Origin of the sequence: Pseudomonas benzopyrenica, from assembly GCF_036884265.1 — a bacterium.
GTDB classification, from domain to species: Bacteria; Pseudomonadota; Gammaproteobacteria; order Pseudomonadales; family Pseudomonadaceae; genus Chryseomonas; species Chryseomonas benzopyrenica.
In genome coordinates this window covers 938,929-961,428 of the sequence record NZ_CP145723.1, presented here as the reverse complement: position 1 = coordinate 961,428, position 22,500 = coordinate 938,929, and the positions used below count along the sequence as shown (strand labels likewise).

Genomic DNA, 22,500 nt, shown 5'->3' with positions numbered 1-22,500 from the left:
GGAGTTTACCTGAATGCGGCAAACAAGGGGACTCGCGCCGTTCGAGCGGACAAAAAGAAGGGGCAGTCACCTGCCCCCACTCCCCTACCCGGTCCTTACTTGCCTGGCAGCTTGAAGGTGATGAAGCTGGCGCGGCCCTCGCGCACCACGCGCATCGAGATGGAGCGACCCGCCGGCAGTGCCGAGGTGATCTTCTCGAAGGCCGTGGCGGATTCGATGGGCTGGTTGTTCAGATGGGTGATGACATCGCCCGGACGCAGACCGATGGCCGCGGCGGGACCGTCGCCACTGAGTTTGTTGATGACCACACCGCTCTGGATATCCATGGTCTTCTTCTGCTCGGCGGTCAAGTTGGCCACGGCGATCCCCAGGCGATTGCTGGCCCGATCGGAACCGCGTTCGCCACCGGACGTGGCCTGGTCGTCCTTGGGCATGTCGCCCACGGTGACGCTGAGGTTCTGCCGCTTGCCTTCGCGGATGACCTCCATGTCGGCCTTGGCGCCCGGCTTGAGGTTGCCGATCAGGTGCGGCAGGTCGGCGGATTCCTCGATCTTCTGGCCGTTGACCGAGAGGATGACGTCGCCGACCTTGATGCCGCTCTTGGCCGCCGGGCCGTCGTCCAGGATCTGGGCGACCAGGGCACCGGCCGGACGATCCAGGCCGAAGGACTCGGCGAGATCCTTGTCCACTTCCTGGATGACCACGCCGAGCCAGCCACGGCTGACCTTGCCTTCGGTCTTCAGCTGATTGGCCACGTTCATGGCGACGTCGATCGGGATGGCGAAGGACAGCCCCATGAAGCCACCGGAGCGGGTGAAGATCTGCGAGTTGATCCCGACCACCTCACCCTTGAGGTTGAACAGCGGGCCACCGGAGTTGCCCGGGTTGATGGCGACGTCGGTCTGGATGAAGGGGACGTAGCTTTCGTTGGGCAGGCTGCGGCCCTTGGCGCTGACGATACCGGCGGTGACCGAATGATCGAAGCCGAAGGGCGAGCCGATGGCCAGTACCCATTCGCCGACCTTCAATTGATCGGAGCTGCCCAGCTTGAGGGTGGGCAGATCCTTGGCATCGATCTTCAGCAAGGCCACGTCGGTACGGGGATCCGCGCCGATCAGCTTGGCCGTGTGATCGCTGCGATCGGAGAGACGCACCAAGATCTCGTCGGCATCGGCGACCACGTGGTTGTTGGTCAGGATGTAGCCATCGGCAGAGATGATGAAGCCGGAACCCAGCGACTGGGCCTGCTCCTGCTTGCCACGGGGACTGCGCGGCATTTGCGGAATGCTGCGCTCGAAGAATTCACGGATGCCCGGCGGCAGACCTTCCAGGTCCGGCATGGTCATGGCGCCAGCGCCGCGACCTTCGGGAATTTTCTGCCGGGTGCTGATATTGACGACCGCGGGAGACGCTGCCTCGACCAGGCCGGTGAAATCCGGCAGATCGGCCCGAGCCATGGCCGTCAGTCCCATCAGCCAGAGCCCCATCAGGGCCGCCGTGTAATGCTTTAGATTGCGCATGCGCATGCAGCTCCACTCTATCCAATGACTTGAACACATCGCTGGCGACCAGCCCTTCCCGGATGGAAGGCATAGTCAGTGACGACTGGCAGCAGAAATAGCACGCCCTTGCTGAACGATAGCTTTCGAAGCTTTTTTGCGACCTGGTCGAAAATCCTTCAGGCAAAAAAAAGGCGCCTGAAGCTTAACTCCAGGCGCCCTTCTGGGGAGAGACCAGCGAATCAACGCTGGGCAGGAACATCCTGCTTTTCACCAGCCGCTGGCTGATCAGCCTTAGCTTCGGCGTTAGCCTTGGTGCTTTCTTCGCTAAAGCTAGCCAGTACGGCCGGGCTACGCGCAGGTTGCGGCACGGTCAGCTGGCTCGGCGCCTGCTGGGCCAGACCCTGGGTAGAGACGTCAGACTGATTGTACATCCGCACACCCGCCAGTACGGCGAAGGTCACGGACGCGGCAACCGCGACACGACCCAAGCTCGACCAGCGACCCTTGCTGACCTGAGCAGCGACGGGCGCTGCCGGGGCTGTGGCGACCTCATCACGCTCCAGCGTGGTGGTGACGCCCTTGGCGATGTCCAGATTCGGCATCATGGGCTCGCCGCGAATCACGGCGCTGACCATGGCGTAGCGCGACCAGGTGGCGCGCAATTCCGGGTCCTTGCTGACCTCGGCGATGACACGCCGGGTTTCGAATTCGTCCGCTTCGTTATCCATAACAGCGGACAGGGATTCCAGCAGGGCTTCACGACTCATACGTATTACCTCTCTAAAAGCTGTCGCCGCTGTCTATGCATCACGCAGCAGGGGCTGCAATGCTTTGTCTATCGCTTCCCGAGCTCGGAAAATCCGAGACCGGACCGTTCCAACCGGACACTGCATGACATTAGCAATGTCTTCGTAGCTGAGGCCTTCGAACTCACGAAGGGTCAGCGCGGTACGCAGATCTTCCGGGAGTTGCTGGATGGTACGGTGCACGGTGGCCTCGATCTCATCCCGCAAGAGGGACCGCTCTGGGGACTCGATATCCTTTAGAGCATGGTCGCCTTCATAAAATTCCGCATCTTCGGCACTGACGTCGCTGTCCGGTGGACGACGACCCCGGGCAACCAGATGGTTTTTCGCCGTGTTGATGGCGATGCGATAAAGCCAGGTGTAGAAAGCGCTATCACCGCGGAAGTTCCCGAGCGCGCGATAGGCCTTGATAAAAGCCTCCTGAGCGACGTCCTGGGCTTCCTGGGTATCGTGGACGAAACGCACGATCAGACCGAGGATCTTGTGCTGATACTTGAGCACCAGCAGGTCGAAGGCACGCTTGTCACCACGCTGGACGCGCTCGACAAGTTGTTGATCCTGCTCCTGGGTGGGCAGGGCTTGCTTGCTGTCCTTGGCTTGCAGCTCTTTATCGTCCTTGCTTTCACTATCGACGCGCGCTGCTAGACTGGGCTGTTGCACGAAAGTTCTCCCCTCCACAGCAGTTGATGAGCGAGCACTAATATGGCTGCTGATCGCTCCTGGGTGTCACTGATTTAGCTTTGGCAGATGGCTCATTCTCGTCTGGGCATTCCCGCCGCACGGATGAGCAATTATCTGTACATAGACCCTGCTCCACGCCCGCGAGTTCCCTGCTCGATGCCGCGCGATGGCTATGCCGTCAGCCGCCTTGTTCCTATACTCGCCGTCTCGGTGAGAAGGAAACGTCATGGCGCGTCATCTGGAATTCGATGTCCTGGTAATCGGCAGCGGCGCCGCGGGCCTGACGCTCGCGCTCAATCTGCCGGCGACGCTGTCGATCGCGGTCCTGAGCAAAGGCGAATTGGCGCAAGGCTCGACCTATTGGGCCCAGGGTGGCGTCGCCGCCGTGCTGGACGAGGGCGATACCGTCGAGGCGCACGTGCAGGATACCCTAATCGCGGGCGCCGGACTGTGTGACGAAGGGGCCGTGCGCTTCACCGTCGAGCACAGTCGCGAGGCCATGCAGTGGCTGATCGACCAGGGCGTGCCCTTCACTCGCGAACAGGACACCGGCAAGGGCGGCCTGGGCTTTCACCTGACCCGTGAAGGCGGCCACAGCCACCGACGCATCATTCACGCCGCCGATGCCACCGGCATGGCCATCTTCGACACCCTGCTGCGCATCGCCGAAGGCCGCCCCAACATACAGCTGCTCAGCCAGCGCGTGGCGGTGGATCTGATCACCACGGAAAAGCTCGGCCGGCCGGGCGCCCGTTGCCTGGGCGCCTATGTGCTCGACCGGACCAGCGATCAGGTGGACACCCTGCACGCACGCTTCACGGTGCTGGCTACCGGCGGGGCCAGCAAGGCCTACCTCTATAGCACCAACCAGGACAGCGCCAGCGGCGACGGTATCGCCATGGCCTGGCGCGCCGGCTGCTCGGTGGCCAACCTGGAATTCAACCAGTTCCATCCCACCTGCCTCTATCACCCCCATGCGCGGAGCTTTCTGATCACCGAAGCCCTGCGTGGCGAGGGCGCGGTGTTGCGCCTGCCCGATGGCGAACGCTTCATGCCGCGCTTCGACCCCCGCGCCGATCTGGCACCGCGGGACGTGGTGGCCCGCGCCATCGACCATGAGATGAAGCGCCTGGGCGTCGACTGCGTCTTCCTCGATATCAGCCACAAGCCGGCGGACTTCGTGCAGGAGCACTTTCCCACGGTCCATCGGCGCTGCCTGGAGCTGGGTATCGACATTACCCGCGATCCGATCCCGGTGGTACCGGCGGCGCACTACACCTGTGGCGGCGTGCGGGTCGATGCGCATGGGCGCACGGATCTCGCCGGCCTCTACGCCATCGGCGAGACCAGCTGCACCGGTCTGCATGGGGCCAATCGCATGGCCAGCAATTCGTTGCTGGAGTGCTTCGTCTATGCCCGCTCGGCGGCGCTGGACATCCAGGCGCAGGAGGCCGAGATCGTCATGCCGCGCGACCTGCCCGACTGGGATGCCAGCCAGGTGACGGACTCGGACGAGGACGTGGTCATCGCCCACAACTGGGACGAACTGCGGCGCTTCATGTGGGACTACGTCGGCATCGTGCGCACCACCAAGCGCCTGGTACGCGCCCGCCATCGCATCCGGCTGCTGATGGACGAGATCGACGAGTTCTATAGCAACTATAGAGTCAGTCGCGACCTGATCGAGTTGCGCAACCTAGCGCAGGTGGCGGAGCTGATCATCGAGAGCGCCCTTGCCCGCCAGGAAAGTCGCGGCCTGCATTTCACCCTGGACTATCCGCAGCTCGCCAGCGACGCCGCCCGGGACACTATTCTGGTGCCGCGAACCGGCGCGGGGCGAAGCGAAGCCTGACCCGCAGGCGGCGATGGGCATCCGCGGTCAGGCTGTCACGGCCGATGCAGAGACTGCGAGTGAGTCTTTCGCCAGGCAGGCGATAGCGCAGGACCACCAGCAGCGGCAATGCCAGGCTGTCCGGGCATAATTGCACCGCCTGCCAGCCACTGGCCGGCGACCAGAGCTGCCACCCCTCGGCGCCATGCCGTAGCCGCCGCGGAACCTCGGGATAGCGCTGCTGGAGCTGCCGCTGGCGCACACGCTGCCAGGACCAGAGCACCAGCAGCGTCAGGAGAGCTTTGAGCGTCCAGGGAATGGCCGTCAGCCAGGGGCTGATCCCTGCAGCGAACGCCGCTACGGCATGCAGCCGCAGGAGGCCCGCCGAGGCGCTCCAGCGGCATTCGAAGGGCTCAAGCCGGCTGGACACGGTCCAGGATCATGCGCACGATGATCTGCAGGTCGGCGTCTTCCGGTTCGCCGCGCTGCATGAACCAGTGGAACATGTCCTGATCCTCGCACTCGAGCAGCTTGCGATAGCGCGCCTGGTCTTCGGCAGTCAGGGAGGAATAGACCTCCTTGACGAAGGGCACCAGCAACACATCCAGCTCCAGCATGCCGCGGCGGCTGTGCCAGTACAATCTATTGAGTTCGGTAGCTTCGGTACTCATGGGGACTCCTGCGACAATCGGCGCAGTATAAGCCTGAAGCGCCCCATCGCGCAGTGCGCCTGACATTCACCCTGGGCGCGCCTATGATGAGCGGCTTCACTCGACACGGAGCTGCAGCCGCAATGGCCAACTCGCCGTATTTCTGCCGCTTGACCCACGAAGGCGTCCTGGCCATCCGCGGGGTCGATGCGACCAAGTTTCTCCAGGGGCAGCTGACCTGCAACCTCAATTATCTCGCTGACGACCAGGCCGGCCTGGGCGGTCGCTGCACGCCCAAGGGCCGTCTGGTCTCCAGCTTCCGCATCGTCAAGCAGGCCGACGGCTATCTGTTGGCGATGGCCGCGGAACTGGTCGAGCCACTGCTGACCGATCTGAAGAAATATGCGGTCTTCTCCAAGTCGACGCTCGCGGATGAAAGCGCCCAATGGCAACGCCTGGGGCTCTCGGCTGCGGGCTTCGCCAGTGCCTATCCCGACATCGCGCTGGGTGACCAGGCCAATGCCGTGGTTACCCTCGAGGGCGGCTTCGCCCTGCGCCTGGAGGACGGCCGCGTCGAAGTCTGGCGGGCGGCGGACGCAGGCGTGCCCGCGCTGCCGGAAGTCGGGCTGGAGATCTGGCTGCTGGCGCAGGTGCGGGCCGGCGTGGGCCAGCTGTTCGGCGCGACCCGCGAGCTGTTCGTCCCACAGATGATCAACCTGCAGGCCCTGGATGGCGTGAGCTTTCGCAAGGGCTGCTATACCGGCCAGGAGATCGTCGCGCGCATGCAGTACCTGGGCAAGCTCAAGCGGCGTCTCTATCGCCTGGCCGGCAGCGACCAGCCCCCTGCCGTGGGTACCGAGTTGTTCTCGCCAGTCCATGGCAGCAGCGTGGGCGAGGTGGTACTGGCCGCGCCAAGCGCCGAGGGTTGCGAGTTCCTGGCCGTGCTGCAGGGCGATGCCGTGGCTGACGGGCGCATCGCCCTGGGCAGCTCGGACGGGCCAAACTGCCGTTTACTCGATTTGCCCTACTCTCTCGACAGTGATCGTGAAATAAAGCGCTGAAGGTTGGGATCGCCTTTTCCGCTCCTCACACAGGTATGTCATGACTCCTCTTGCTGAAAAAGTTGTTCAGGATCTTCTCCATGCGATAGACACGGACCGCGTGGTGCTGCCCACCCTTCCCGAGGTGGCCCTGAAGGTCAGAGAAGCGGCCGAAGACCCCAACGTGGGCGTCGCCGAGCTGAGTCGGGTGATCGCCATGGACGCGGCTCTGACGGCGCGCCTGATCAAGGTGGTCAACAGCCCGCTGCTGCGCACCAGCAAGGAGATCACCGACCTGCAGATGGCGGTCGGACGCCTGGGCATCAACTACACGGCGAATCTGGCCACGGGTCTGGCCATGCAGCAGATGTTCCAGGCCACCAGCGACGCCGTGGATCGCAAGATGCGCGAGGTCTGGAGCCAGGGCACCGAGATCGCCGCCATCAGCCACGCGCTGTGCAAGAGGTATACCCGCCTGATGGCCGACCGCGCCCTGCTCGCCGGCCTGGTGCACCAGATCGGCGTGCTGCCGATCCTGACCTATGCCGAAGAGCAGGAAGAACTGCTGGCCAACGCCATCACCCTCGATCAGGTGACCGCGCGCATCCATCCGCAGATCGGCGAACGCATCCTCAAGGTCTGGGATTTCCCGGCCGACATCGCCTGCGTGCCCCGCGAATACCTGGCGCTGGAGCGTCAGCCCGCCGCGGCCGACTATGCCGATATCGTGCAGGTCGCCTCGCAGCTGCACGCGCAGCGTCAGGGTCAGCAGGAGAACTCGGTCCAGACGCTGCCCGCCGGCATCCGCCTGGGGCTGAACAATCAGCCGGACCCCGCTCAGGATCCGGCCTTCTGGGACGCGGTGGAACAGTCGCGCACCCTGCTCGGCTGAGCCTAGGCCTGTCTGAAAAGTCGCCGAGCGAAGGTCAGGGAAGGCAAAAATCCGTGAGGAAGCGGACCGGGCTCGCGAACGAGTTTACGAGTGGTAAATGAGCATTCCGGCCGGGCTGGCGATCCAGCGAATTTTTAACGCAGCATGGCCAAGCACAGGCACTTTTAGACAAGGCCTAGGCTTCCTCGGCGGGAAATTCGACCCTTACCCGTAGCCCGCCGAGCGCGCCGTCCAGCAACTGGATGCGGGCACGATGGGCGGCGCAGATCTCACCGACGATGGCCAGCCCCAGGCCGGCACCACCGGACTGGGGATCCAGGCGCTGAAAGCGCTCGAAGACCTTGGCCCGCGCACTGGCGGGAATGCCGGGACCGTCATCCTCGACCTCCAGCACCGCCGGGGCCAACACCCGCACCACGATGTTGCCACCTGACTGGCTGTGGGCCAGGGCGTTTTCCACCAGATTGCAGAGCAGCTCGTTGAGCAGCGTCGGCTCGCCGATCACCGGCGCCTTGGCGAAGGGCTCGAAGGCCAGGGCGACGCCCTTGGCATGGGCCAGCGGGGCCAGCGCCATGGCCAGCTCCCTGGCCAGCTCGCTGAGCTCCAGGCGCTCGGCGCCCCCTTCGGCGATGGCTTGGGCACCACTCTCGATCCGTGCCAGCGACAGCAGCTGATTGGCCAGGCGCGCCAGGCGATCGGTGCTGGTGCGGGTTTCTTCCAGGGTGGCGTACCAGGCCTGGGGCTCGCGTTCGCGCAAGCCCAGTTCGACCCGCGCCTTGATCGCTGCCAGCGGGGTGCGCAACTCATGGGCGGCGTTGGCGATGAAGTCGGCCTGGCGCTCGAACAGTCGGCGCAGACGCAGGGTGAAGCCTTCCAGCGCATGCACCAGCGGCAGCAGTTCCTGGGGCGCGCGCACCTCGGGCAGCGGGCGCAGGTCGTCCACCCCACGCTCTTCCACGGCCTGGCGCAGGCGCTCCAGGGGCCGCAGGGCGGCGCCGACCGCCATCCACACCAGCAGGATGGCACCCAGCCCCATCAGCCCGAGGCGGATCAGGGTGTCGGTGAGCAGGCTGCGGGCCACCTCTTCGCGGGCTTCGGCGGTCTCGGCGACACGAATCTCGGCCATGCCGGTGAGATCCGGCTGGCTGACCGGCTGGGCCAGGCTGACCACCCGCACGTCCTTGCCGCGATAGGTGCTGTTGTAGAAGCGCGCCAGGGCCGGATAGTCGCGGGTCAGGGCTGCGTCCGGTGGGGGTGGCGGGATCTCCTCGTAGCCGGAAATCAGTCGGCCACGGGTGTCCAGCACCTGGTAGAAGATGCGTCCGACGTTGTCGTAGGCGAAGTTGTCCAGGGCGATGTAGGGCACATCGGCACGCAGGGTGCCGTTGCTGGCGGACAGGCCCGCGGCGATGGTACGGGCCGAGGCCAGCAGCGTCCGATCATAGGCCACGTCGGCCAGGCGCCGGCCATTGAGATAGGCGGCCAGGCTGCTGACCGCCAGGATCACGGCGAGCAGGATGACCATGCGCAGCAACAGGCGGCCACGCAGGCTGCCAGCGGCCTTCGCCACGTCAGCCATGCTGCTCTTCCAGCAGATAGCCCAGGCCGCGGAAGGTGACGATGCGTACCGCGCCGGCCTCCAGCTTCTTGCGCAGGCGATGCACATAGATCTCGATGGCTTCGGGACTGGCTTCCTCGTCCAGGCCGAAGACTTGCGAGGCGAGCTGCTCTTTGCTCATGACCCGGCCGGGGCGGGCGATGAGTGCAGCCAGTACGGCGTGCTCGCGGGAGGTGAGCGACAGTGCTTCCTCCGCCAAGGTGAAGCGCGAGGTATTGAGGTCGTAGATCAGTGGACCGCAGCGTTGCTGGCGATCCCCGCCCAGCACGCTGCGGCGCAGCAGGGCCTTGACCCGGGCTTCCAACTCGGTGAGCTCGAAGGGCTTGGCCAGGTAGTCGTCGGCACCGAGATTGAGGCCCTGCACCCGATCCTTGACCTCGCCGCGGGCGGTCAGCATCAGCACCGGCAGGCGATCACCGCGCTCGCGCAGGCGCGCCAGGACCTCGAAGCCGTCCATGCGCGGCAGGCCGATATCGAGGATAGCCAGGGCATAGCTCTCACTCTGCAGGGCCAGATCCGCGGCCACGCCATCGTTGAGCAGATCGACGTTGAGCCCGGCATTCTTGAGCGCCTGGGCGACGCTTTCGGCCAGTGGCGGATGATCTTCGACCAATAGGATGCGCACGCTGACAGCTCCCGCTCAAAAAATTCGAGTTTACCGGATACCGGCCAGCTGGCCTGTAGCCGGAACCGCACTATTGCCGCCTTTCACGATTGAAAGGCTGTTGAAAGCTTGGCGGTCTAGAGTGAAAGGTAGCGGTCCCAGAACCGCATGATGCTTGCCCAAGCGCCACCCCTGGTTGGCCAACAACAATAACAAGCGGAACGACATCCATGCTCGCCCTCGCGCAGCTCCACGTGCTCACCCTTCTCTTCTGTGAACGATCGCCGCCCTGGCGAGCCTGAGCCGTGTCCGCCTGTCAGCTTCTGAAATAACAACAAAAGGAAGACGTCGATGAGCACCACCTTGCGCAACCTCACCCTGACCCTGGCCGCCTCCGTGCTGCTGTCCGCCCAGGCCGTGGCCGAACCCAAGCGTCCTGAATGCATCGCCCCGGCCTCCCCAGGTGGTGGCTTCGACCTGACCTGCAAGCTGGCCCAGAGTGGCCTGGTGGAAGCCAAGTTGCTGGACAAGCCCATGCGCGTGACCTACATGCCCGGCGGGGTGGGCGCGGTGGCCTACAACACCGTGGTGGCTCAGCGTCCGGCCGATGGCGACACCATCGTCGCCTTCTCCAGCGGTTCGCTGCTGAACCTGGCCCAGGGCAAGTTCGGTCGTTTCGACGAGAAGGCCGTACGCTGGCTGGCGGCGGTGGGGGCCAGCTATGGCGCCATCGCGGTCAAGGCCGATTCGCCCTACAAGACCCTTGGTGATCTGGTCGAGGCGCTGAAGAAGGACCCGAGCAAGGTGGTGATCGGCTCCGGCGGTACCGTGGGCAGCCAGGACTGGATGCAGACGGCCCTGATCGCCAAGGCCGCCGGTATCAATCCCAAGGAACTGCGCTACGTGGCCCTGGAAGGTGGCGGCGAGATCGCCACCGCGCTGCTGGGCGGCCACATCCAGGTCGGCAGCACCGACATCTCCGACTCCATGCCCCATGTCGAGGCCGGCAACATGCGCCTCCTGGCGGTCTTCGCCGAGCAGCGTTTCGACGAACCGGCGATGAAGGACATCCCCACCGCGCGTGAGCAGGGCTACGACATCGTCTGGCCCGTGGTCCGCGGCTTCTATGTCGGCCCGAAGGTCACCGACGAGCAGTACAACTGGTGGAAAGCCAGCTTCGACAAGCTGCTGGCGTCCGACGACTTCGCCAAGCTGCGTGATCAGCGTGAACTCTTCCCCTTCGCCATGACCGGTGCCGAACTGGATGCCTATGTGCAGAAGGAAGTCGCGCGCTACCGCGGCATGGCCAAGGAATTCGGCCTGATCCAGTAAGAGGCTGTCCACGATCTCGCGAGCTAGAGCCAGACAAGGCGAAAACGTCTGAGGAAGCGGAGTTTACGAATGGTAAATGAGCATTCCGAAGGCGTTTTCAACGCAGTTTGGCCGACGCGCAGCAGATCGTGAACAGACTCTAAGCCCCCGCCCCTGGCGCCCCTCCGGGCGCCTTCGAGGATGTCGACATGATCTTCCAACGCGCCTTCATGGCGGTCTGGCTGGTGGCCGGACTCGTCATGCTGTTCATTGCCCGGGATTACCAGGCGCCCTTCTCCTACGAGCCGGTCGGTCCGCGGGCCTATCCGATGCTGATGTTCGGGCTGATGAGCCTGGGCCTGGCCTATCTGATCATTCGTCCCACGCCGATCGGCGACGGCGAAGACCAGAAGCCGCTGGACGCTTCCTCGCTGCGCAAGGTGGTGGCCTGCTGCGTCATCCTGCTGGGCTATGCCCTGACCTTCCAGCCGCTGGGCTTCCCCTTGAGCGCCTTCCTGACCGCCACCCTGTGCGGCCTGCTCTATGGCGGCCGCCTGATGCCTTGTGCCCTGGTCAGCCTGCTGCTCTCGGTAAGTCTCTATGTGCTGTTCGACCGGGTGATGGAAGTCCCCCTACCCCTTGGCGTGCTGGAATTCCTGGAAGGCTGACATGGAAACCTTGAATTTTCTGATGCAGGGCTTCGGCGTCGCCATGACGCCGACCAACCTGATCGTGGCGCTGATCGGCACCCTGATCGGCACCGTGGTGGGTCTGTTGCCGGGTCTTGGCCCGATCAATGGCATCGCCCTCTTGATCCCGGTGGCCTTCGCCCTGGGCCTGCCGCCGGAAACCTCGCTGATCCTGCTGGCGGCGGTCTATCTGGGCTGCGAGTACGGCGGTCGGATCTCCTCGATCCTGCTGAACATACCCGGCGAAGCCGCGACCATGATGACCTGTCTGGACGGCTATCCGCTGGCACGCCAGGGCATGGCGGGCGTGGCCCTGTCGCTGTCGGCCTGGAGCTCCTTCATCGGCGCCTTCATCGCCACCTGCGGCATGGTGCTGTTCTCGCCGCTGCTGGCGAAGTGGGCGATCGCCTTCGGCCCGGCGGAGTACTTCGCGCTGATGGCCCTGGCCATTCTCAGCCTCTCCGGCATGGCCGCCGAAAAGCCGGTCAAGACCCTGGTCGCCGCGCTGTTCGGCCTGGCCATCGCCTCCGTGGGCATCGACGCCAACAGCGGCGTCTATCGCTTCACCTTCGACAACGTGCACCTGGCCGACGGCATCGACTTCGTGATCCTGGTACTGGGCCTGTTCTCGGTGAGCGAACTGCTCCTGCTGCTGGAGCAGACCCACCATGGTCAGGTCGCGGTCAAGGCTACCGGGCGCATGCTGTTCAATGTGCGCGAAGCGCGCAGCGTGTTCATGGTCAACCTGCGCAGCTCAGTGAGCGGCTTCATCATCGGCGTGCTGCCGGGCGCCGGCGCGACCCTGGCCAGTGCCCTGGCCTACACCACCGAGAAGCGCATGGCCGGTGCCGATGGCAAGTTCGGCAAGGGTGACCTGCGTGGCCTGGCCGCACCGGAAACCGCCATCGGTGCGGCGGTGTGCGGCAACATGATTCCCATGCTGACCCTGGGCATCCCCGGCTCGGGCACCACCGCGGTGATGATCGGCGCCCTGACCCTGTACAACATCACCCCCGGCCCGTTGCTGTTCCAGAACGAGCCGAATCTGGTGTGGGGCCTGATCGCCTCGCTGTTCATCGCCAACGTGATGCTGCTGATCCTCAACGTGCCCATGGTGAAAATGTTCACCAAGATCCTCGATGTGCCGAACTGGTCGCTGGCCCCGGCCATCGCCATCATAACCGGCATCGGCGTCTACGCGGTGCACGCCACCACCTTCGACCTGGTGTTGATGGTCTGCGTGGGCATCTTCGGCTACATCATGCGCAAGCTGGACTTCCCGCTCTCACCGCTGCTGCTGGGCTTCATCCTCGGCGAGCTGATGGAGACGAGTCTGAGACGCGCACTGTCGATCTCCAACGGCGAAGTGGGCATCCTCTGGCAGAGCGGCATCAGCCAGGCCATCTGGATCGTCTGCATCCTGATGGTGGCCCTGCCTTTCTACCGTGCCTGGCGCAAGCGTCGCGCGCCCAAGGCCGCGACCGTCTGAGGTCGGCGACACCCGCGCCCGCGGCCGGAGTCCTTCCGCCCGCGGGCTTTTTCATTCAGGAAGATTTGAAGCTCTTCTTCGGATAGATGTCGTAGCGGCTGGACTTGCCCTCCAGCACATAGCCCGGCTTCACCCCTTCGATGGCCGGCGCCTTGCGCGGGCGCTTGACCACCACCCGGTGACTGGCGCGGGCCAGGGCGGCGGCGAGCAAGGCCGGGGCGTCCGGGTCGTCGCCCACCAGCGGCCGGAACAGACGCATCTCCTTCTTCACCAAGGCGCTCTTGTCGCGGTGCGGGAACATGGGATCCAGATAGATCACCTCGGGCGTCTCGCCCTCCCCGCCCTGCAGGTAGGCGGTGGAGTCGGCCGGCACCAGGGTCATCAGGGCGGCGATGCCGGCCGCCTCGGGGTCCCGCGCCGCACGGGCCAGGCCGTCTTCGAGCAGGGCGGCGATCAGCGGCTGGCGCTCCAGCAGCGTCACCGGGCAACCCAGGGTGGCCAGCACGAAGGCGTCGCGGCCCAGACCCGCGGTGGCATCGAGGATACGCGGGCGCACACCCGGCCCGACCCCGACCGCCTTGGCGATCATCTGGCCGGCGCCGCCGCCGAACTTGCGTCTATGGGCCGCTGCGCCCTCGACGAAATCCACCCGCACCGGACCCGGCGCCTCCGGGCCGCGCTGGACCAGTTGCAGGCCTTGAGCGCCGAACTGCAGGGCGAACTCTTCGGTGGTGGCGGTACCCAGGGGCAGGCCCAGGCGCGCGGCCCAGGCAGCGGCAGCCTCCGTGTGAGCGGGTTCCAGGGCTTCGACGATAAGCGCGGGGCGGGCGGTGGACATGGGCGACTCGCTGGCGAAAAGACCGTGCATTCTACCGGCAGACGCGAAAGCCACCCATGTCGACATGGAAATGATCGCGGTGCGCCGCGTTGTAGTCCGGTCCCAGGGTGGTATTGAAGGAGCGGCAGGCCCCGTCGCGTACCAGCCGCAGAAAGCGCTGGGCCTGGGGATCGCCCTTCCAGTCCCGCGCCACGCTGATGCGCCGACCGTCGGCCAGGCGCAGCCCGGCGATGTCCAGCGCATTGGCGGTGGCGTGCTGACTGCGCCGGCCGCTGGCGCGACCGTAGATGTTGCGGCAGGCGAAGCTGCCATAGTGCTCCACCTCGGCGACCCGCTGGCCATAGACGGCTTCGGCGGCCGGTTGCAGGGCCTGGCGTTCGAACAGCGCGAAACTCACCGCCAGCGGACAGCTGGCGACGAAGCTGCCGTTGAGGCGCACCCCTTCCCCCCGCTGGATGCGTATCGCCCGCTCCAGCGGGCAGTCGGCCGAACCGGGATTGCCGCGCAATTCGCGAAAGCTGAGCGCCGAGGTGGCCAGGGACGCCGCGCAATAGTCGGCATCGGCCTGCAGACGCCAGAGCTTGAGCCGGGTGACGGCATTGGCGGGTGCCTGGATATCCAGCGGCGCCCAGGGGTTATAGGCCGGCGGGATGCGCAGCCAGCCCTGGTCGAAGGCGGTGTGCAGACCGCTGTAGAGCAGGATGACGAGACCGAGCAGGTGTCTGGCTTTCATGCGGCGCGCCGAAGAGGATTCGCAAGGCGGAATCCTCATCAGACCGGAGCGGCCAGCGGGAATGCCGGCGAAAACGTCGCCAAACGTATCGCGGCGGACGCCAGGGGCTAGAGCAGGCCGAGTTGCTCGGTGTCGGCGGTGCTCAACTCGGGCAACGCCGGCAGGCCGGGCAGGCGTTCGCGCAGCTGGGCATGGAATCTCAGGGCCAGTTCGGGCGCCTGGCGATTGTCCGGGGTGTGCAGGAAGACATAGGGTACCTTGCCCCCTTCGATCCAATCGGCCACCCGGGTCACCCACTTGGCCAGGTAGTAGTCGTTCGCCGCCAGCTCCAGGCGACCGATGAAGCGCACCTGGGGATGCTCGCTAAAAGCCAGGGCACGGGCCGGTACCCGCGGCTTCTTGGCCTGGGCCAGGCGCACGGCCGGCTCGCTCGGATCGGCGCTGAACAGGGCGGCGGAATCCAGGCCGACGCGTTCCACGCCCAGCTCCATGAGCAGGCGATTGAGCGCGCGCTCGGTTTCGCCCTTGTCGAAAAAGGCCAGGTGCCTGACCTCCACGGCCAGGGCGCAACGCGGCGCCATGGCCGAAAGAAAGACCTTCAGCTCATTGAGCCGATCCGGACCGAAGCCCGCAGGCAGTTGCAGCCACAGCGGACTGGCCCGTTCGCCCAAGGGCGCCAGCAATTCCAGAAAGGTGCGGGCGCTGGAGAGTTGCACCCGCAGATCCTCGGCATGACTGATGTCCCGGGGAAACTTGGCGCAGAAGCGAAAGCCGGCCGGCATCAATTCGGCCCAACGGCGAATGGTGTCCGCCGAGGGCCAGGCATAGAAGGTGGTGTTGCCCTCCACGGCGTTGAACACCTGGGCATAACGCGACAGGAAGTCACCCGGGCGCAGGCCGTGGTAGAGGCTTTCGCGCCAGGCGTTGTCGTTCCAGGAGGGACAGCCGAGAAAGTACGGCAGCATCAGGCGTAGAGATCGAGGCCCACGACGCTGGAGGAGCCATCCGGCTCGGCGCCGAGGGCGGCGGTGCTGCCGTAGCTGGCCAGCGCCTGTTGCGCACGCGCGGTGAGCTGACTGGCGAAGCGCCCTTCGCGTTCGCTGAGCACCAGACCATTGCCACCGCCGTTGCCGGTATCGGTCGCCGCGGCCGCCTCGACGCGGCGCACCGGCTCGAGCTTGGGCTGAGCGTTGTTGGCCGCCTCGCGGGCGATGGCGTTTTGACGGGCGGCCTCGTCCTGCGCCACCTCGCGTACGGGCGTGACCGCGCGCGAGGAACGATTCAGGGGGTAAGCAGAGGAGGAATAGCCGCTGTCAATGCGCATGGCAGGTCCCGAACGGATGGCACTACTCTAAGTAGGGTCGAAAGCTATGACAATCAAGGGCCGGACGCCCGTCGCGACCGGCGGACGAGCGGCATATACAGCTTGGACGTCAGACTATTACGCCGGGTTTCCTGACGTCAGACCGACTGCTTGGGAGTGGCGACCCGATCACGCAGATAGACGGGTTGCGCCGCTTCGGATTCGGCCGACACGGCTTCGCCGCGCTGCCAGGCCGAGGCCGCCAGCACCGCCAGATCCTGCGCATGGGGCAACAGGCTGGCATCGCTCTCGACCAGCGGCACGGCCATGCGGCCGGCATAGCCCCAGCCGGTGCCGGCCCCGAACCAGTCACCGGTGGCAGCCTCCGGCAGGGCGATGGCCTCGGGTGCCAGCACGGCTTCCGCCCCCGCCAGCACCATGGCTGCGCCGTCCAGGCGATAGCAGCCCCAGTAGACCTCATCCATGCGCGCATCGATGGCGGCGGCCACCTGGGTCACACCCCGCTCGCGCCAGGCGCGCTGGGCGATGATGGCCAGATTCGATACCGGCAGCACCGGCCGGTCCAGCCCGAAGGCCAGGCCCTGCACCACGCCGATGGCGATGCGCACGCCGGTAAAGGCGCCAGGGCCACGACCGAAGGCGATGGCGTCCACCTGCGCCAGACTCAGACCGGTCTCGGCCAGCAGCTCCTGCACCATGGGCAGCACCCGCTGGGCATGCAGGCGCGGCGCGATCTCGTAGCGATGGATGATCTCGTCGCCCAGATGCAAGGCGACCGAGCAGGCTTCGGTGGCGGTGTCGAGGGCGAGCAGGATGGACATGGGGTAGATCCGCAACTGGGGAAAAGGGCTGCGCATTCTAGAGGAAGACGGGACGCGAGGGGACCCGCCCATCGATCGTGACGCCAGGACGGCGCCGCGACCGGACCGCCTGCAGGCACAGGCGGCCGTTACCGGCTTTTAGCTCAGGGCCTGCAGCACCTTGGCGGTGATGGCGTCCACCGAACCCACGCCCTCGATGCGGCTGCACTTCGGCGTGCCCTGGGCGGCGCCCAGCTTCTGGTAGAAGTCCACCAGCGGCTTGGTCTGGGAATGATAGAGGTCCAGACGCTTGCGAATGGTGGCTTCGCGGTCGTCTTCGCGCTGTACCAGCGGCTCGCCGGTCAGGTCGTCGGTGTCGGCGACCTTCGGCGGATTGTGCTCGATGTGATAGACGCGACCCGAACCCGGATGCACGCGGCGACCGGACAGGCGCTGGACGATTTCTTCGTCATCGACGGCGATTTCCAGCACGTGGTCGATCTTGACGCCGGCGGCTTCGAGGGCTTCGGCCTGGGGAATGGTGCGCGGGAAGCCGTCGAACAGGAAACCCTTGGCGCAATCGGCGTCGAGGATGCGTTCGCTGATCAGGGCGATGATGATCTCGTCGGAGACCAGACCGCCATTGTCCATAATGTCCTTGACCTGCAGGCCCAGGGGCGTGCCAGCCTTGACCGCGGCCCGCAGCATATCGCCGGTGGAAACCTGCGGAATGCCGAATTTCTCAGTGATGAACCGGGCCTGAGTACCTTTGCCGGCACCGGGCGCTCCCAGCAGGATTACGCGCATCTGTTGCTCCTTAGAATGGTCTCGGACTGGCAGCCCACGCAGGGCGCTGTCGCGATGATTGTTGTCGACGACACGAGACGGCCAAAGGGACCAACCATACACAGCGCCCCCTGGCCGCACAAGTTACCAAGCGTCGCAGGTGCCGGGCCCGTCCAGACGACCCCGGGCACCGGCAAAAGCGACAGCCTGCTCAACCGGTATTGCGCAGTCCTGCGGCGATCCCGGCCACGCTCACCAGCAGGGCCTGATCGAGCGCCGCCGGCTGGCTTTCGCCCGCCGCCCGCGCCCGGGCCAGCAACTCGATCTGCAAGAGGTGCAGCGGATCGAGATAGGTGTTGCGCACGGCGATGAACACCAGGGTTTCCGGATGGTGTTCGAGCAATTCCCCCTGCCCGGTCAGCCGCAATACCGCCACGCCGGCCTGGCGCAGCCGCTCGCGCAGCTGGCTGCCCAGCACCTGCAGGTCGGCCTCCACCAGGCGCTGGTCATAGAGCCGCGCCAGTTCGGCTTCGGCCTTGGCCAGCACCATCTCCAGCATGTCGATGCGGGTCTGGAAGAACGGCCAGCCTTCGCGCATCTCGCGCAGCAACGGCGATTCGCCACGGCGTTCGGCCTCGTCCAGCGCCTTCTCCCAGCCGAGCCAGGCGGGCAGCATCAGCCGGGTCTGAGTCCAGGCGAAGATCCAGGGGATGGCCCTGAGGCTTTCCACGCCGCCTTCGCGGCGCTTGGCCGGGCGACTGCCCAAGGGCAGCCGGCCCAGCTCCTGCTCCGGAGTGGCCTGGCGGAAATAGCTGACGAAATGCGGATCCTCGCGCACCACGCCGCGATAGGCCTGCAGGCTGTCGCGGGCCAGGCGATCCATCTGCTCGCGCCAGGCCGGTTCCGGCGCCGGCGGCGGCAGCAGGGTGGCCTCCAGCACGGCGCCCAGGTACAGCGCCAGATTCTGCTCGGCGATGGCCGGCTGGCCGAACTTGAAGCGGATCATCTCGCCCTGTTCGGTGGTACGGAAGCGCCCGGCCACCGAGCCCGGCGGTTGCGAGAGGATGGCCGCATGGGCCGGACCGCCGCCACGCCCCACGGTGCCACCGCGGCCATGGAACAGCAGCAACTCCACGCCACGGCTGGCGCAGATGTCCACCAGGGCTTCCTGGGCGCGGTACTGGGCCCAGGCCGCCGTCAGGGTGCCGGCATCCTTGGCCGAATCGGAATAGCCGATCATGACCTCCTGGGGACCGGCCAGACGCGCCCGGTAGTCGGGCAGATCGAGCAGACTGGCGATGGCGCTACCAGCCTGATCCAGGTCGTCGAGGGTCTCGAACAGCGGCACCACGCGCATCGGCTGGCGCACCCCGCATTCGCGCAGCAGCAGCTGCACGGCGAGGACGTCGGATGCGGCACCGGCCATGGAGATGACATAGGAGCCCAGGGCATCGGCCGGCGAGGCGGCGATGACGCGGCAGGTGGCGAGCACCTCCTGGGTGTCGGCCTCCAGCTCGGCGTCCAGCGGCAGCAAGGGACGCCGGCTGCCGAGTTCGCCGCGGAGGAATTCCAGACGCTGCGCCTCGCTCCAGGCGGCATAGTCGCCCAGGTCCAGGTAGCGGCAGATGTCGGCCAGGGCCGCGGCATGGCGGGCGGCGTCCTGGCGGATGTCCAGACGGACCAGATAGAGGCCGAAGGTACGGGCCCGGCGCAGGGTGTCGAGCAGGGAGCCGTCGGCGATGACGCCCAGACCGCAGTGCTGCAGGGAGTCGTAACACAGCTGCAGCGGGGCGATCAGCTCGGCGTTGTCGCTGAGAATATGCCGGGCGCCGGCGTGGGGATCGGTGATGGCATGGGCCGCCCAGCTGCGGGTGATCTGCAGCCGCTCGCGCAGCACCTTGAGCACCTTGCGATAGGGTTCGGGATGATCGCCGGCCTGCTCGCGCAGGGCCGGACTCGCCGCCTGCATGGACAGCTCCGCGGCCAGCCGGTCGACGTCGCGCAGGTAGAGATCGGCGGCCATCCAGCGGGCCAGCAGCAGCACCTCGCGGCTGATGGCGGCGGTGACATTGGGGTTGCCGTCGCGGTCGCCGCCCATCCAGGACGAGAAGCGTACCGGCGCCGCCGTCAGCGGCAAGCGCTGGCCGGTACGCTCCTGCAGGCAGTCGTCCAGCTTGCGCAGCAGGCTGGGGATCGCCTGCCAGAGCGAATTCTCGATCACCGCGAAGCCCCACTTGGCTTCGTCCACCGGCGTCGGGCGCTGGCGGCGGATCTCCTCGGTATGCCAGGCCTCGGCGATCAGCCGGCGCAGCCGGGCCTCGATGGCAGCCACCTCGGCGGAAGTCAGGTCGCGATGATCGAGGGCCGCCAATTGCGCGCTGATCTCGTCGTATTTCTGGATCAGGGTGCGCCGCGAAACCTCGGTGGGGTGGGCGGTCAGCACCAGATCGATGTCCAGCGCCGCGACCCGCTCGGCCAGCTCCTGGCCGGAGTGACCGGCCGCGGCCAGGCGCTCCAGCAACTCCGGCAGCACCTGCTGCTCGAAGGGTGGCGGCTCGTCTTCGGTGCGCCGTCTGACCCGGTGATATTCCTCGGCGATATTGGCCAGGTTGAGGAAATGGCTGAAGGCTCGCGCCACCGGTAGCAGTTCGTCTTCGGCCAGGGTATCCAGGGTGTCGCCCAGCTGGCGGGCACCCTCCGCGGAGCCGCCACGGGCGGCCTTGGCGCCCTTGCGGATCCGCTCGATCTTGTCGAGAAAGGCCGCGCCATGCTGGTCGGCAATGGTCTGCCCCAGGAGCTCACCCAGCAACCGCACCTGCTCGCGCAGGCGAATATCGATTTCCACCATCTCGTTGCTCCTCGAAAGTACCGGTTCGGACCTCACGGCAACCGCTGCGGTCTAGCGCAGAGGACAGCACCCTGGTGACGCGGTTGCAAGCCCCGGTCGTTGCAGGGTGCCCAGCCGCGTCCGACCTGAATATCCGACCTTTGCCTAAGCCACGGGAGATACCCATGAAGATTCGCGAACTCGCTCACCAATGGGAGCAGCAGGCCACTACCTCTGGCACCACCCGCAGCTACCGCCTCGACTTGGAAGTCGAGACTGCGGCCCGTCTCGAGGCCCTCTGCGAACTCTATCCCCAGCGCACGCCCGAAGCTTTGCTCAGCGAGTTGCTGGCGGCCGCCTTCGAAGAGCTGGAAGCCAGCTTTCCCTATGTGCAGGGCGAGGAAGTGGTGGCCACCGATGAACTCGGCGACCCCCTCTACGCCGATGCCGGCACGACGCCGCGCTTTCTGGAACTGGCGCGCAAGCACCTGCATCGACTGCAGTCCGACACGGCGGATTAACCGCCGACCTGCAGCTTTACCTACGCCGCTACCGCTCTGCCAAGCACCTCCACGCCACGGCAAAATTCGATAGCCAGTGAACATTTTTGTCGGATGAGCGGTCACAGAGTCAGACCGCAGCGCTGGACGAGGGCTGGTTGTCAGCACCCGCCACGGACCTCTCGGGGTCGCGCCGGGCTTGTTTCCACATGCGGCTTTCCATGACCAGGCGCCCGCCCTGCCCGTGCCGGCGGCGCGCTTTTCGGATCAACAACGGAGCTTGAATCCATGAAGAGTGCCACTGCCCAAAAGTCCCTTTCCAAAGCCTGCACCCTGAAACTGGCAGCCCTTGCCCTGGGCAGCTCGCTGTTGCTGGCCGGTTGTGCCGGCAATCCGCCGACCGCGCAGATGGCCGTGACCCAGTCCGCCGTCAACGAGGCCGTGAGCTCCGGTGGCAACCAGTTCGCGCCCATCGAGACCAAGTCGGCCCAGGACAAGTGGACCCAGGCCCAGACCGCGCTCTCCAACGAGAAGTACGACGAAGCCAAGCAACTGGCCGAGCAGGCCGAGTGGGATGCCCGTCTGGCCACCCGCAAGACCCAGGCCGCCAAGGCCGACGCCGCGCTCAAGGATGCCCAGAACAGCATCCAGCAGATCCGTGAGGAAGGTCAGATCAACCTGCAGCTCCAGCAGAACCTGCAGAAGAAGGTCCAGCAGTAAGCGACCGCCCCTTTCCTCCCTTCACGAACTCAAAGGACGACCATCATGCGTAAACACATTCTGATCCCTGCCGTGTCGCTGCTCAGCCTGGCCCTGGCCGCCTGCTCCACGCCGCCCAACCCCAACCTGGAACAGGCCAAGTCCGACTATTCCGCACTGGAGTCTCAACCCCAGGCTGCCCAGCTGGCCGCCCTGGAGACCAAGGATGCCGGTGCCTGGCTGCAGAAGGCCGAAAAGGCCTACAAGGACGGTGAAAACGAGAAGACCGTCGACCAGCTGGCCTACCTGACCAACCAGCGCATCCAGACGGCCATGCAGACCATCAAGCTGCGCATGACCGAAGCCCAGATGCAGAACGTCGACGCCGAGCGCACCCAGGCCCGCCTGGACGCCCGTACCGCCCAGCTCAAGCAACTGCAGGACGCCCTGCAGGCCAAGCAGACCGAGCGTGGCACCGTGGTGACCTTTGGCAACGTGCTGTTCGACTTCAACAAGGCCGAGCTCAAGCCCCAAGGCTATGCCAATGCCCAGAAGCTGGCCGACTACCTGAAGCAGAATCCCGAGCGCAAGGTGATCGTCGAGGGTTACACCGACAGCGTCGGCAGCGACTCCTACAACCAGCAGCTGTCCGAGCGTCGTGCCCAGGCCATCCAGACTGCCCTGGTCAGTGCCGGTGTCGAGCCGAGCCGCATCCAGACCCGCGGCTATGGCAAGGCCTTCCCGGTGGCCAGCAACAGCAATGCCTCCGATCGCGCCCTGAACCGTCGCGTGGAAGTGACCATCTCCAACGACGCCAACCCCGTCGCCCCGCGCATGTAATGGCGGCGTGAAAGCAAAAGACCCCGCCAGGCGGGGTCTT

Annotated in this window: 23 protein-coding genes; 9 read left to right on the top strand and 14 right to left on the bottom strand. The window is 65.8% G+C overall.

Going from position 1 to position 22,500, the window contains the following annotated elements; translation table 11 throughout:
• Positions 1-95: 95 nt before the first annotated feature.
• The 3 genes from V6W80_RS04470 to rpoE form a co-directional block, all read right to left on the bottom strand.
• Positions 96-1,520, bottom strand: coding sequence for a DegQ family serine endoprotease (locus tag V6W80_RS04470; protein WP_026083737.1), 1,425 nt, complete (start codon positions 1,518-1,520; stop codon positions 96-98).
• A 221-nt stretch (positions 1,521-1,741) separates the two neighbouring features.
• Complete coding sequence (locus tag V6W80_RS04465) at positions 1,742-2,269, bottom strand: sigma-E factor negative regulatory protein (protein ID WP_338545955.1); 528 nt, start codon at positions 2,267-2,269, stop codon at positions 1,742-1,744.
• A gap of 33 nt (positions 2,270-2,302) precedes the next feature.
• Positions 2,303-2,884: an RNA polymerase sigma factor RpoE gene (rpoE, locus tag V6W80_RS04460; protein ID WP_026083736.1), complete on the bottom strand. Its 582-nt coding sequence runs from the start codon at positions 2,882-2,884 to the stop codon at positions 2,303-2,305.
• 331 nt (positions 2,885-3,215) lie between these two features.
• Here rpoE and nadB point away from each other — a divergent pair, with 331 nt between their 5' ends.
• Positions 3,216-4,841, top strand: coding sequence for an L-aspartate oxidase (gene nadB / locus V6W80_RS04455; RefSeq protein WP_017640143.1), 1,626 nt, complete (start codon positions 3,216-3,218; stop codon positions 4,839-4,841).
• Here nadB and V6W80_RS04450 read toward each other — a convergent pair.
• A complete protein-coding gene (locus V6W80_RS04450) occupies positions 4,798-5,250 on the bottom strand; it encodes a protein YgfX (RefSeq protein ID WP_338545952.1) in 453 nt (150 codons plus the stop codon). The genes nadB and V6W80_RS04450 overlap by 44 nt on opposite strands.
• Positions 5,234-5,491 carry a succinate dehydrogenase assembly factor 2 gene (locus V6W80_RS04445; RefSeq protein WP_068383084.1) on the bottom strand — a complete coding sequence of 86 codons (258 nt, stop codon included), beginning with the start codon at positions 5,489-5,491 and terminating at the stop codon, positions 5,234-5,236. Before V6W80_RS04445 ends, V6W80_RS04450 begins: the two co-directional genes overlap by 17 nt.
• Positions 5,492-5,613: 122 nt before the next feature.
• Here V6W80_RS04445 and V6W80_RS04440 point away from each other — a divergent pair, with 122 nt between their 5' ends.
• Together V6W80_RS04440 and V6W80_RS04435 are read left to right on the top strand one after the other, a co-directional pair.
• Positions 5,614-6,531 (top strand): YgfZ/GcvT domain-containing protein, encoded by a 918-nt coding sequence (locus tag V6W80_RS04440; RefSeq protein ID WP_338545950.1) that lies wholly within the window; start codon positions 5,614-5,616, stop codon positions 6,529-6,531.
• 40 nt (positions 6,532-6,571) lie between these two features.
• Entirely contained in the window at positions 6,572-7,402 is an 831-nt protein-coding gene (locus V6W80_RS04435) for an HDOD domain-containing protein (RefSeq protein WP_338545948.1), read from the top strand.
• A 175-nt stretch (positions 7,403-7,577) separates the two neighbouring features.
• Here the strand turns inward: V6W80_RS04435 and V6W80_RS04430 are convergent, their stop codons facing one another.
• Both V6W80_RS04430 and V6W80_RS04425 read right to left on the bottom strand, forming a co-directional pair.
• A complete protein-coding gene (locus tag V6W80_RS04430; RefSeq protein WP_068383080.1) occupies positions 7,578-8,981 on the bottom strand; it encodes a sensor histidine kinase in 1,404 nt (467 codons plus the stop codon).
• Positions 8,974-9,645: a response regulator gene (locus V6W80_RS04425; RefSeq protein WP_093253821.1), complete on the bottom strand. Its 672-nt coding sequence runs from the start codon at positions 9,643-9,645 to the stop codon at positions 8,974-8,976. The genes V6W80_RS04430 and V6W80_RS04425 overlap by 8 nt, the downstream gene beginning before the upstream one ends.
• Positions 9,646-9,975: 330 nt before the next feature.
• Here V6W80_RS04425 and V6W80_RS04420 point away from each other — a divergent pair, with 330 nt between their 5' ends.
• From V6W80_RS04420 to V6W80_RS04410, 3 genes are all read left to right on the top strand, one after another.
• Positions 9,976-10,956: a Bug family tripartite tricarboxylate transporter substrate binding protein gene (locus V6W80_RS04420; RefSeq protein ID WP_017640136.1), complete on the top strand. Its 981-nt coding sequence runs from the start codon at positions 9,976-9,978 to the stop codon at positions 10,954-10,956.
• A 188-nt stretch (positions 10,957-11,144) separates the two neighbouring features.
• Positions 11,145-11,603 (top strand): tripartite tricarboxylate transporter TctB family protein, encoded by a 459-nt coding sequence (locus V6W80_RS04415; RefSeq protein WP_017640135.1) that lies wholly within the window; start codon positions 11,145-11,147, stop codon positions 11,601-11,603.
• 1 nt (position 11,604) lies between these two features.
• Positions 11,605-13,113 (top strand): tripartite tricarboxylate transporter permease, encoded by a 1,509-nt coding sequence (locus V6W80_RS04410; RefSeq protein ID WP_064307347.1) that lies wholly within the window; start codon positions 11,605-11,607, stop codon positions 13,111-13,113.
• Between the two features lie 55 nt (positions 13,114-13,168).
• On the opposite strand, the gene V6W80_RS04405 is transcribed toward V6W80_RS04410, so the two are convergent.
• The 7 genes from V6W80_RS04405 to ppc all read right to left on the bottom strand — a co-directional run bounded on the left by V6W80_RS04405 (position 13,169) and on the right by ppc (position 20,442).
• Positions 13,169-13,951, bottom strand: a complete 783-nt coding sequence (locus tag V6W80_RS04405; RefSeq protein ID WP_338545947.1) for a class I SAM-dependent methyltransferase — start codon at positions 13,949-13,951, stop codon at positions 13,169-13,171.
• Positions 13,952-13,982: 31 nt separating this feature from the next.
• On the bottom strand, positions 13,983-14,684 hold the full coding sequence (locus V6W80_RS04400; protein WP_338545946.1) for an extensin family protein: 702 nt from the start codon (positions 14,682-14,684) through the stop codon (positions 13,983-13,985).
• A 107-nt stretch (positions 14,685-14,791) separates the two neighbouring features.
• Positions 14,792-15,649, bottom strand: coding sequence for a DUF72 domain-containing protein (locus tag V6W80_RS04395; RefSeq protein ID WP_173150130.1), 858 nt, complete (start codon positions 15,647-15,649; stop codon positions 14,792-14,794).
• A complete protein-coding gene (locus V6W80_RS04390; protein ID WP_064307350.1) occupies positions 15,649-16,008 on the bottom strand; it encodes a hypothetical protein in 360 nt (119 codons plus the stop codon). Before V6W80_RS04390 ends, V6W80_RS04395 begins: the two co-directional genes overlap by 1 nt.
• A 137-nt stretch (positions 16,009-16,145) precedes the next feature.
• Positions 16,146-16,829, bottom strand: coding sequence for a tRNA (adenosine(37)-N6)-threonylcarbamoyltransferase complex dimerization subunit type 1 TsaB (gene tsaB / locus V6W80_RS04385; protein WP_068383074.1), 684 nt, complete (start codon positions 16,827-16,829; stop codon positions 16,146-16,148).
• Positions 16,830-16,967: 138 nt separating this feature from the next.
• Entirely contained in the window at positions 16,968-17,615 is a 648-nt protein-coding gene (adk, locus tag V6W80_RS04380; protein ID WP_017640128.1) for an adenylate kinase, read from the bottom strand.
• A 190-nt stretch (positions 17,616-17,805) separates the two neighbouring features.
• Positions 17,806-20,442 (bottom strand): phosphoenolpyruvate carboxylase, encoded by a 2,637-nt coding sequence (gene ppc / locus V6W80_RS04375; RefSeq protein WP_064307351.1) that lies wholly within the window; start codon positions 20,440-20,442, stop codon positions 17,806-17,808.
• A gap of 164 nt (positions 20,443-20,606) precedes the next feature.
• Here ppc and V6W80_RS04370 point away from each other — a divergent pair, with 164 nt between their 5' ends.
• From V6W80_RS04370 to V6W80_RS04360, 3 genes are all read left to right on the top strand, one after another.
• Entirely contained in the window at positions 20,607-20,942 is a 336-nt protein-coding gene (locus V6W80_RS04370; RefSeq protein ID WP_017640126.1) for a hypothetical protein, read from the top strand.
• Between the two features lie 267 nt (positions 20,943-21,209).
• The gene (locus tag V6W80_RS04365) at positions 21,210-21,641 is read left to right on the top strand and encodes a DUF4398 domain-containing protein (protein ID WP_007161972.1); all 432 of its coding nucleotides are present in this window, start codon (positions 21,210-21,212) and stop codon (positions 21,639-21,641) included.
• Positions 21,642-21,686: 45 nt separating this feature from the next.
• A complete protein-coding gene (locus tag V6W80_RS04360) occupies positions 21,687-22,460 on the top strand; it encodes an OmpA family protein (RefSeq protein ID WP_017640124.1) in 774 nt (257 codons plus the stop codon).
• Positions 22,461-22,500 lie beyond the last annotated feature (40 nt).

Coding starts and splice junctions, on each gene's coding strand:
- V6W80_RS04470 (WP_026083737.1), bottom strand. CDS start 1,520: ATGCGCAATCTAAAGCATTACACGGCGGCCCTGATGGGGCTCTGGCTG.
- V6W80_RS04465 (WP_338545955.1), bottom strand. CDS start 2,269: ATGAGTCGTGAAGCCCTGCTGGAATCCCTGTCCGCTGTTATGGATAAC.
- nadB (WP_017640143.1), top strand. CDS start 3,216: ATGGCGCGTCATCTGGAATTCGATGTCCTGGTAATCGGCAGCGGCGCC.
- V6W80_RS04445 (WP_068383084.1), bottom strand. CDS start 5,491: ATGAGTACCGAAGCTACCGAACTCAATAGATTGTACTGGCACAGCCGC.
- V6W80_RS04440 (WP_338545950.1), top strand. CDS start 5,614: ATGGCCAACTCGCCGTATTTCTGCCGCTTGACCCACGAAGGCGTCCTG.
- V6W80_RS04435 (WP_338545948.1), top strand. CDS start 6,572: ATGACTCCTCTTGCTGAAAAAGTTGTTCAGGATCTTCTCCATGCGATA.
- V6W80_RS04430 (WP_068383080.1), bottom strand. CDS start 8,981: ATGGCTGACGTGGCGAAGGCCGCTGGCAGCCTGCGTGGCCGCCTGTTG.
- V6W80_RS04420 (WP_017640136.1), top strand. CDS start 9,976: ATGAGCACCACCTTGCGCAACCTCACCCTGACCCTGGCCGCCTCCGTG.
- V6W80_RS04415 (WP_017640135.1), top strand. CDS start 11,145: ATGATCTTCCAACGCGCCTTCATGGCGGTCTGGCTGGTGGCCGGACTC.
- V6W80_RS04410 (WP_064307347.1), top strand. CDS start 11,605: ATGGAAACCTTGAATTTTCTGATGCAGGGCTTCGGCGTCGCCATGACG.
- V6W80_RS04405 (WP_338545947.1), bottom strand. CDS start 13,951: ATGTCCACCGCCCGCCCCGCGCTTATCGTCGAAGCCCTGGAACCCGCT.
- V6W80_RS04400 (WP_338545946.1), bottom strand. CDS start 14,684: ATGAAAGCCAGACACCTGCTCGGTCTCGTCATCCTGCTCTACAGCGGT.
- V6W80_RS04395 (WP_173150130.1), bottom strand. CDS start 15,649: ATGCTGCCGTACTTTCTCGGCTGTCCCTCCTGGAACGACAACGCCTGG.
- V6W80_RS04390 (WP_064307350.1), bottom strand. CDS start 16,008: ATGCGCATTGACAGCGGCTATTCCTCCTCTGCTTACCCCCTGAATCGT.
- tsaB (WP_068383074.1), bottom strand. CDS start 16,829: ATGTCCATCCTGCTCGCCCTCGACACCGCCACCGAAGCCTGCTCGGTC.
- adk (WP_017640128.1), bottom strand. CDS start 17,615: ATGCGCGTAATCCTGCTGGGAGCGCCCGGTGCCGGCAAAGGTACTCAG.
- ppc (WP_064307351.1), bottom strand. CDS start 20,442: ATGGTGGAAATCGATATTCGCCTGCGCGAGCAGGTGCGGTTGCTGGGT.
- V6W80_RS04370 (WP_017640126.1), top strand. CDS start 20,607: ATGAAGATTCGCGAACTCGCTCACCAATGGGAGCAGCAGGCCACTACC.
- V6W80_RS04365 (WP_007161972.1), top strand. CDS start 21,210: ATGAAGAGTGCCACTGCCCAAAAGTCCCTTTCCAAAGCCTGCACCCTG.
- V6W80_RS04360 (WP_017640124.1), top strand. CDS start 21,687: ATGCGTAAACACATTCTGATCCCTGCCGTGTCGCTGCTCAGCCTGGCC.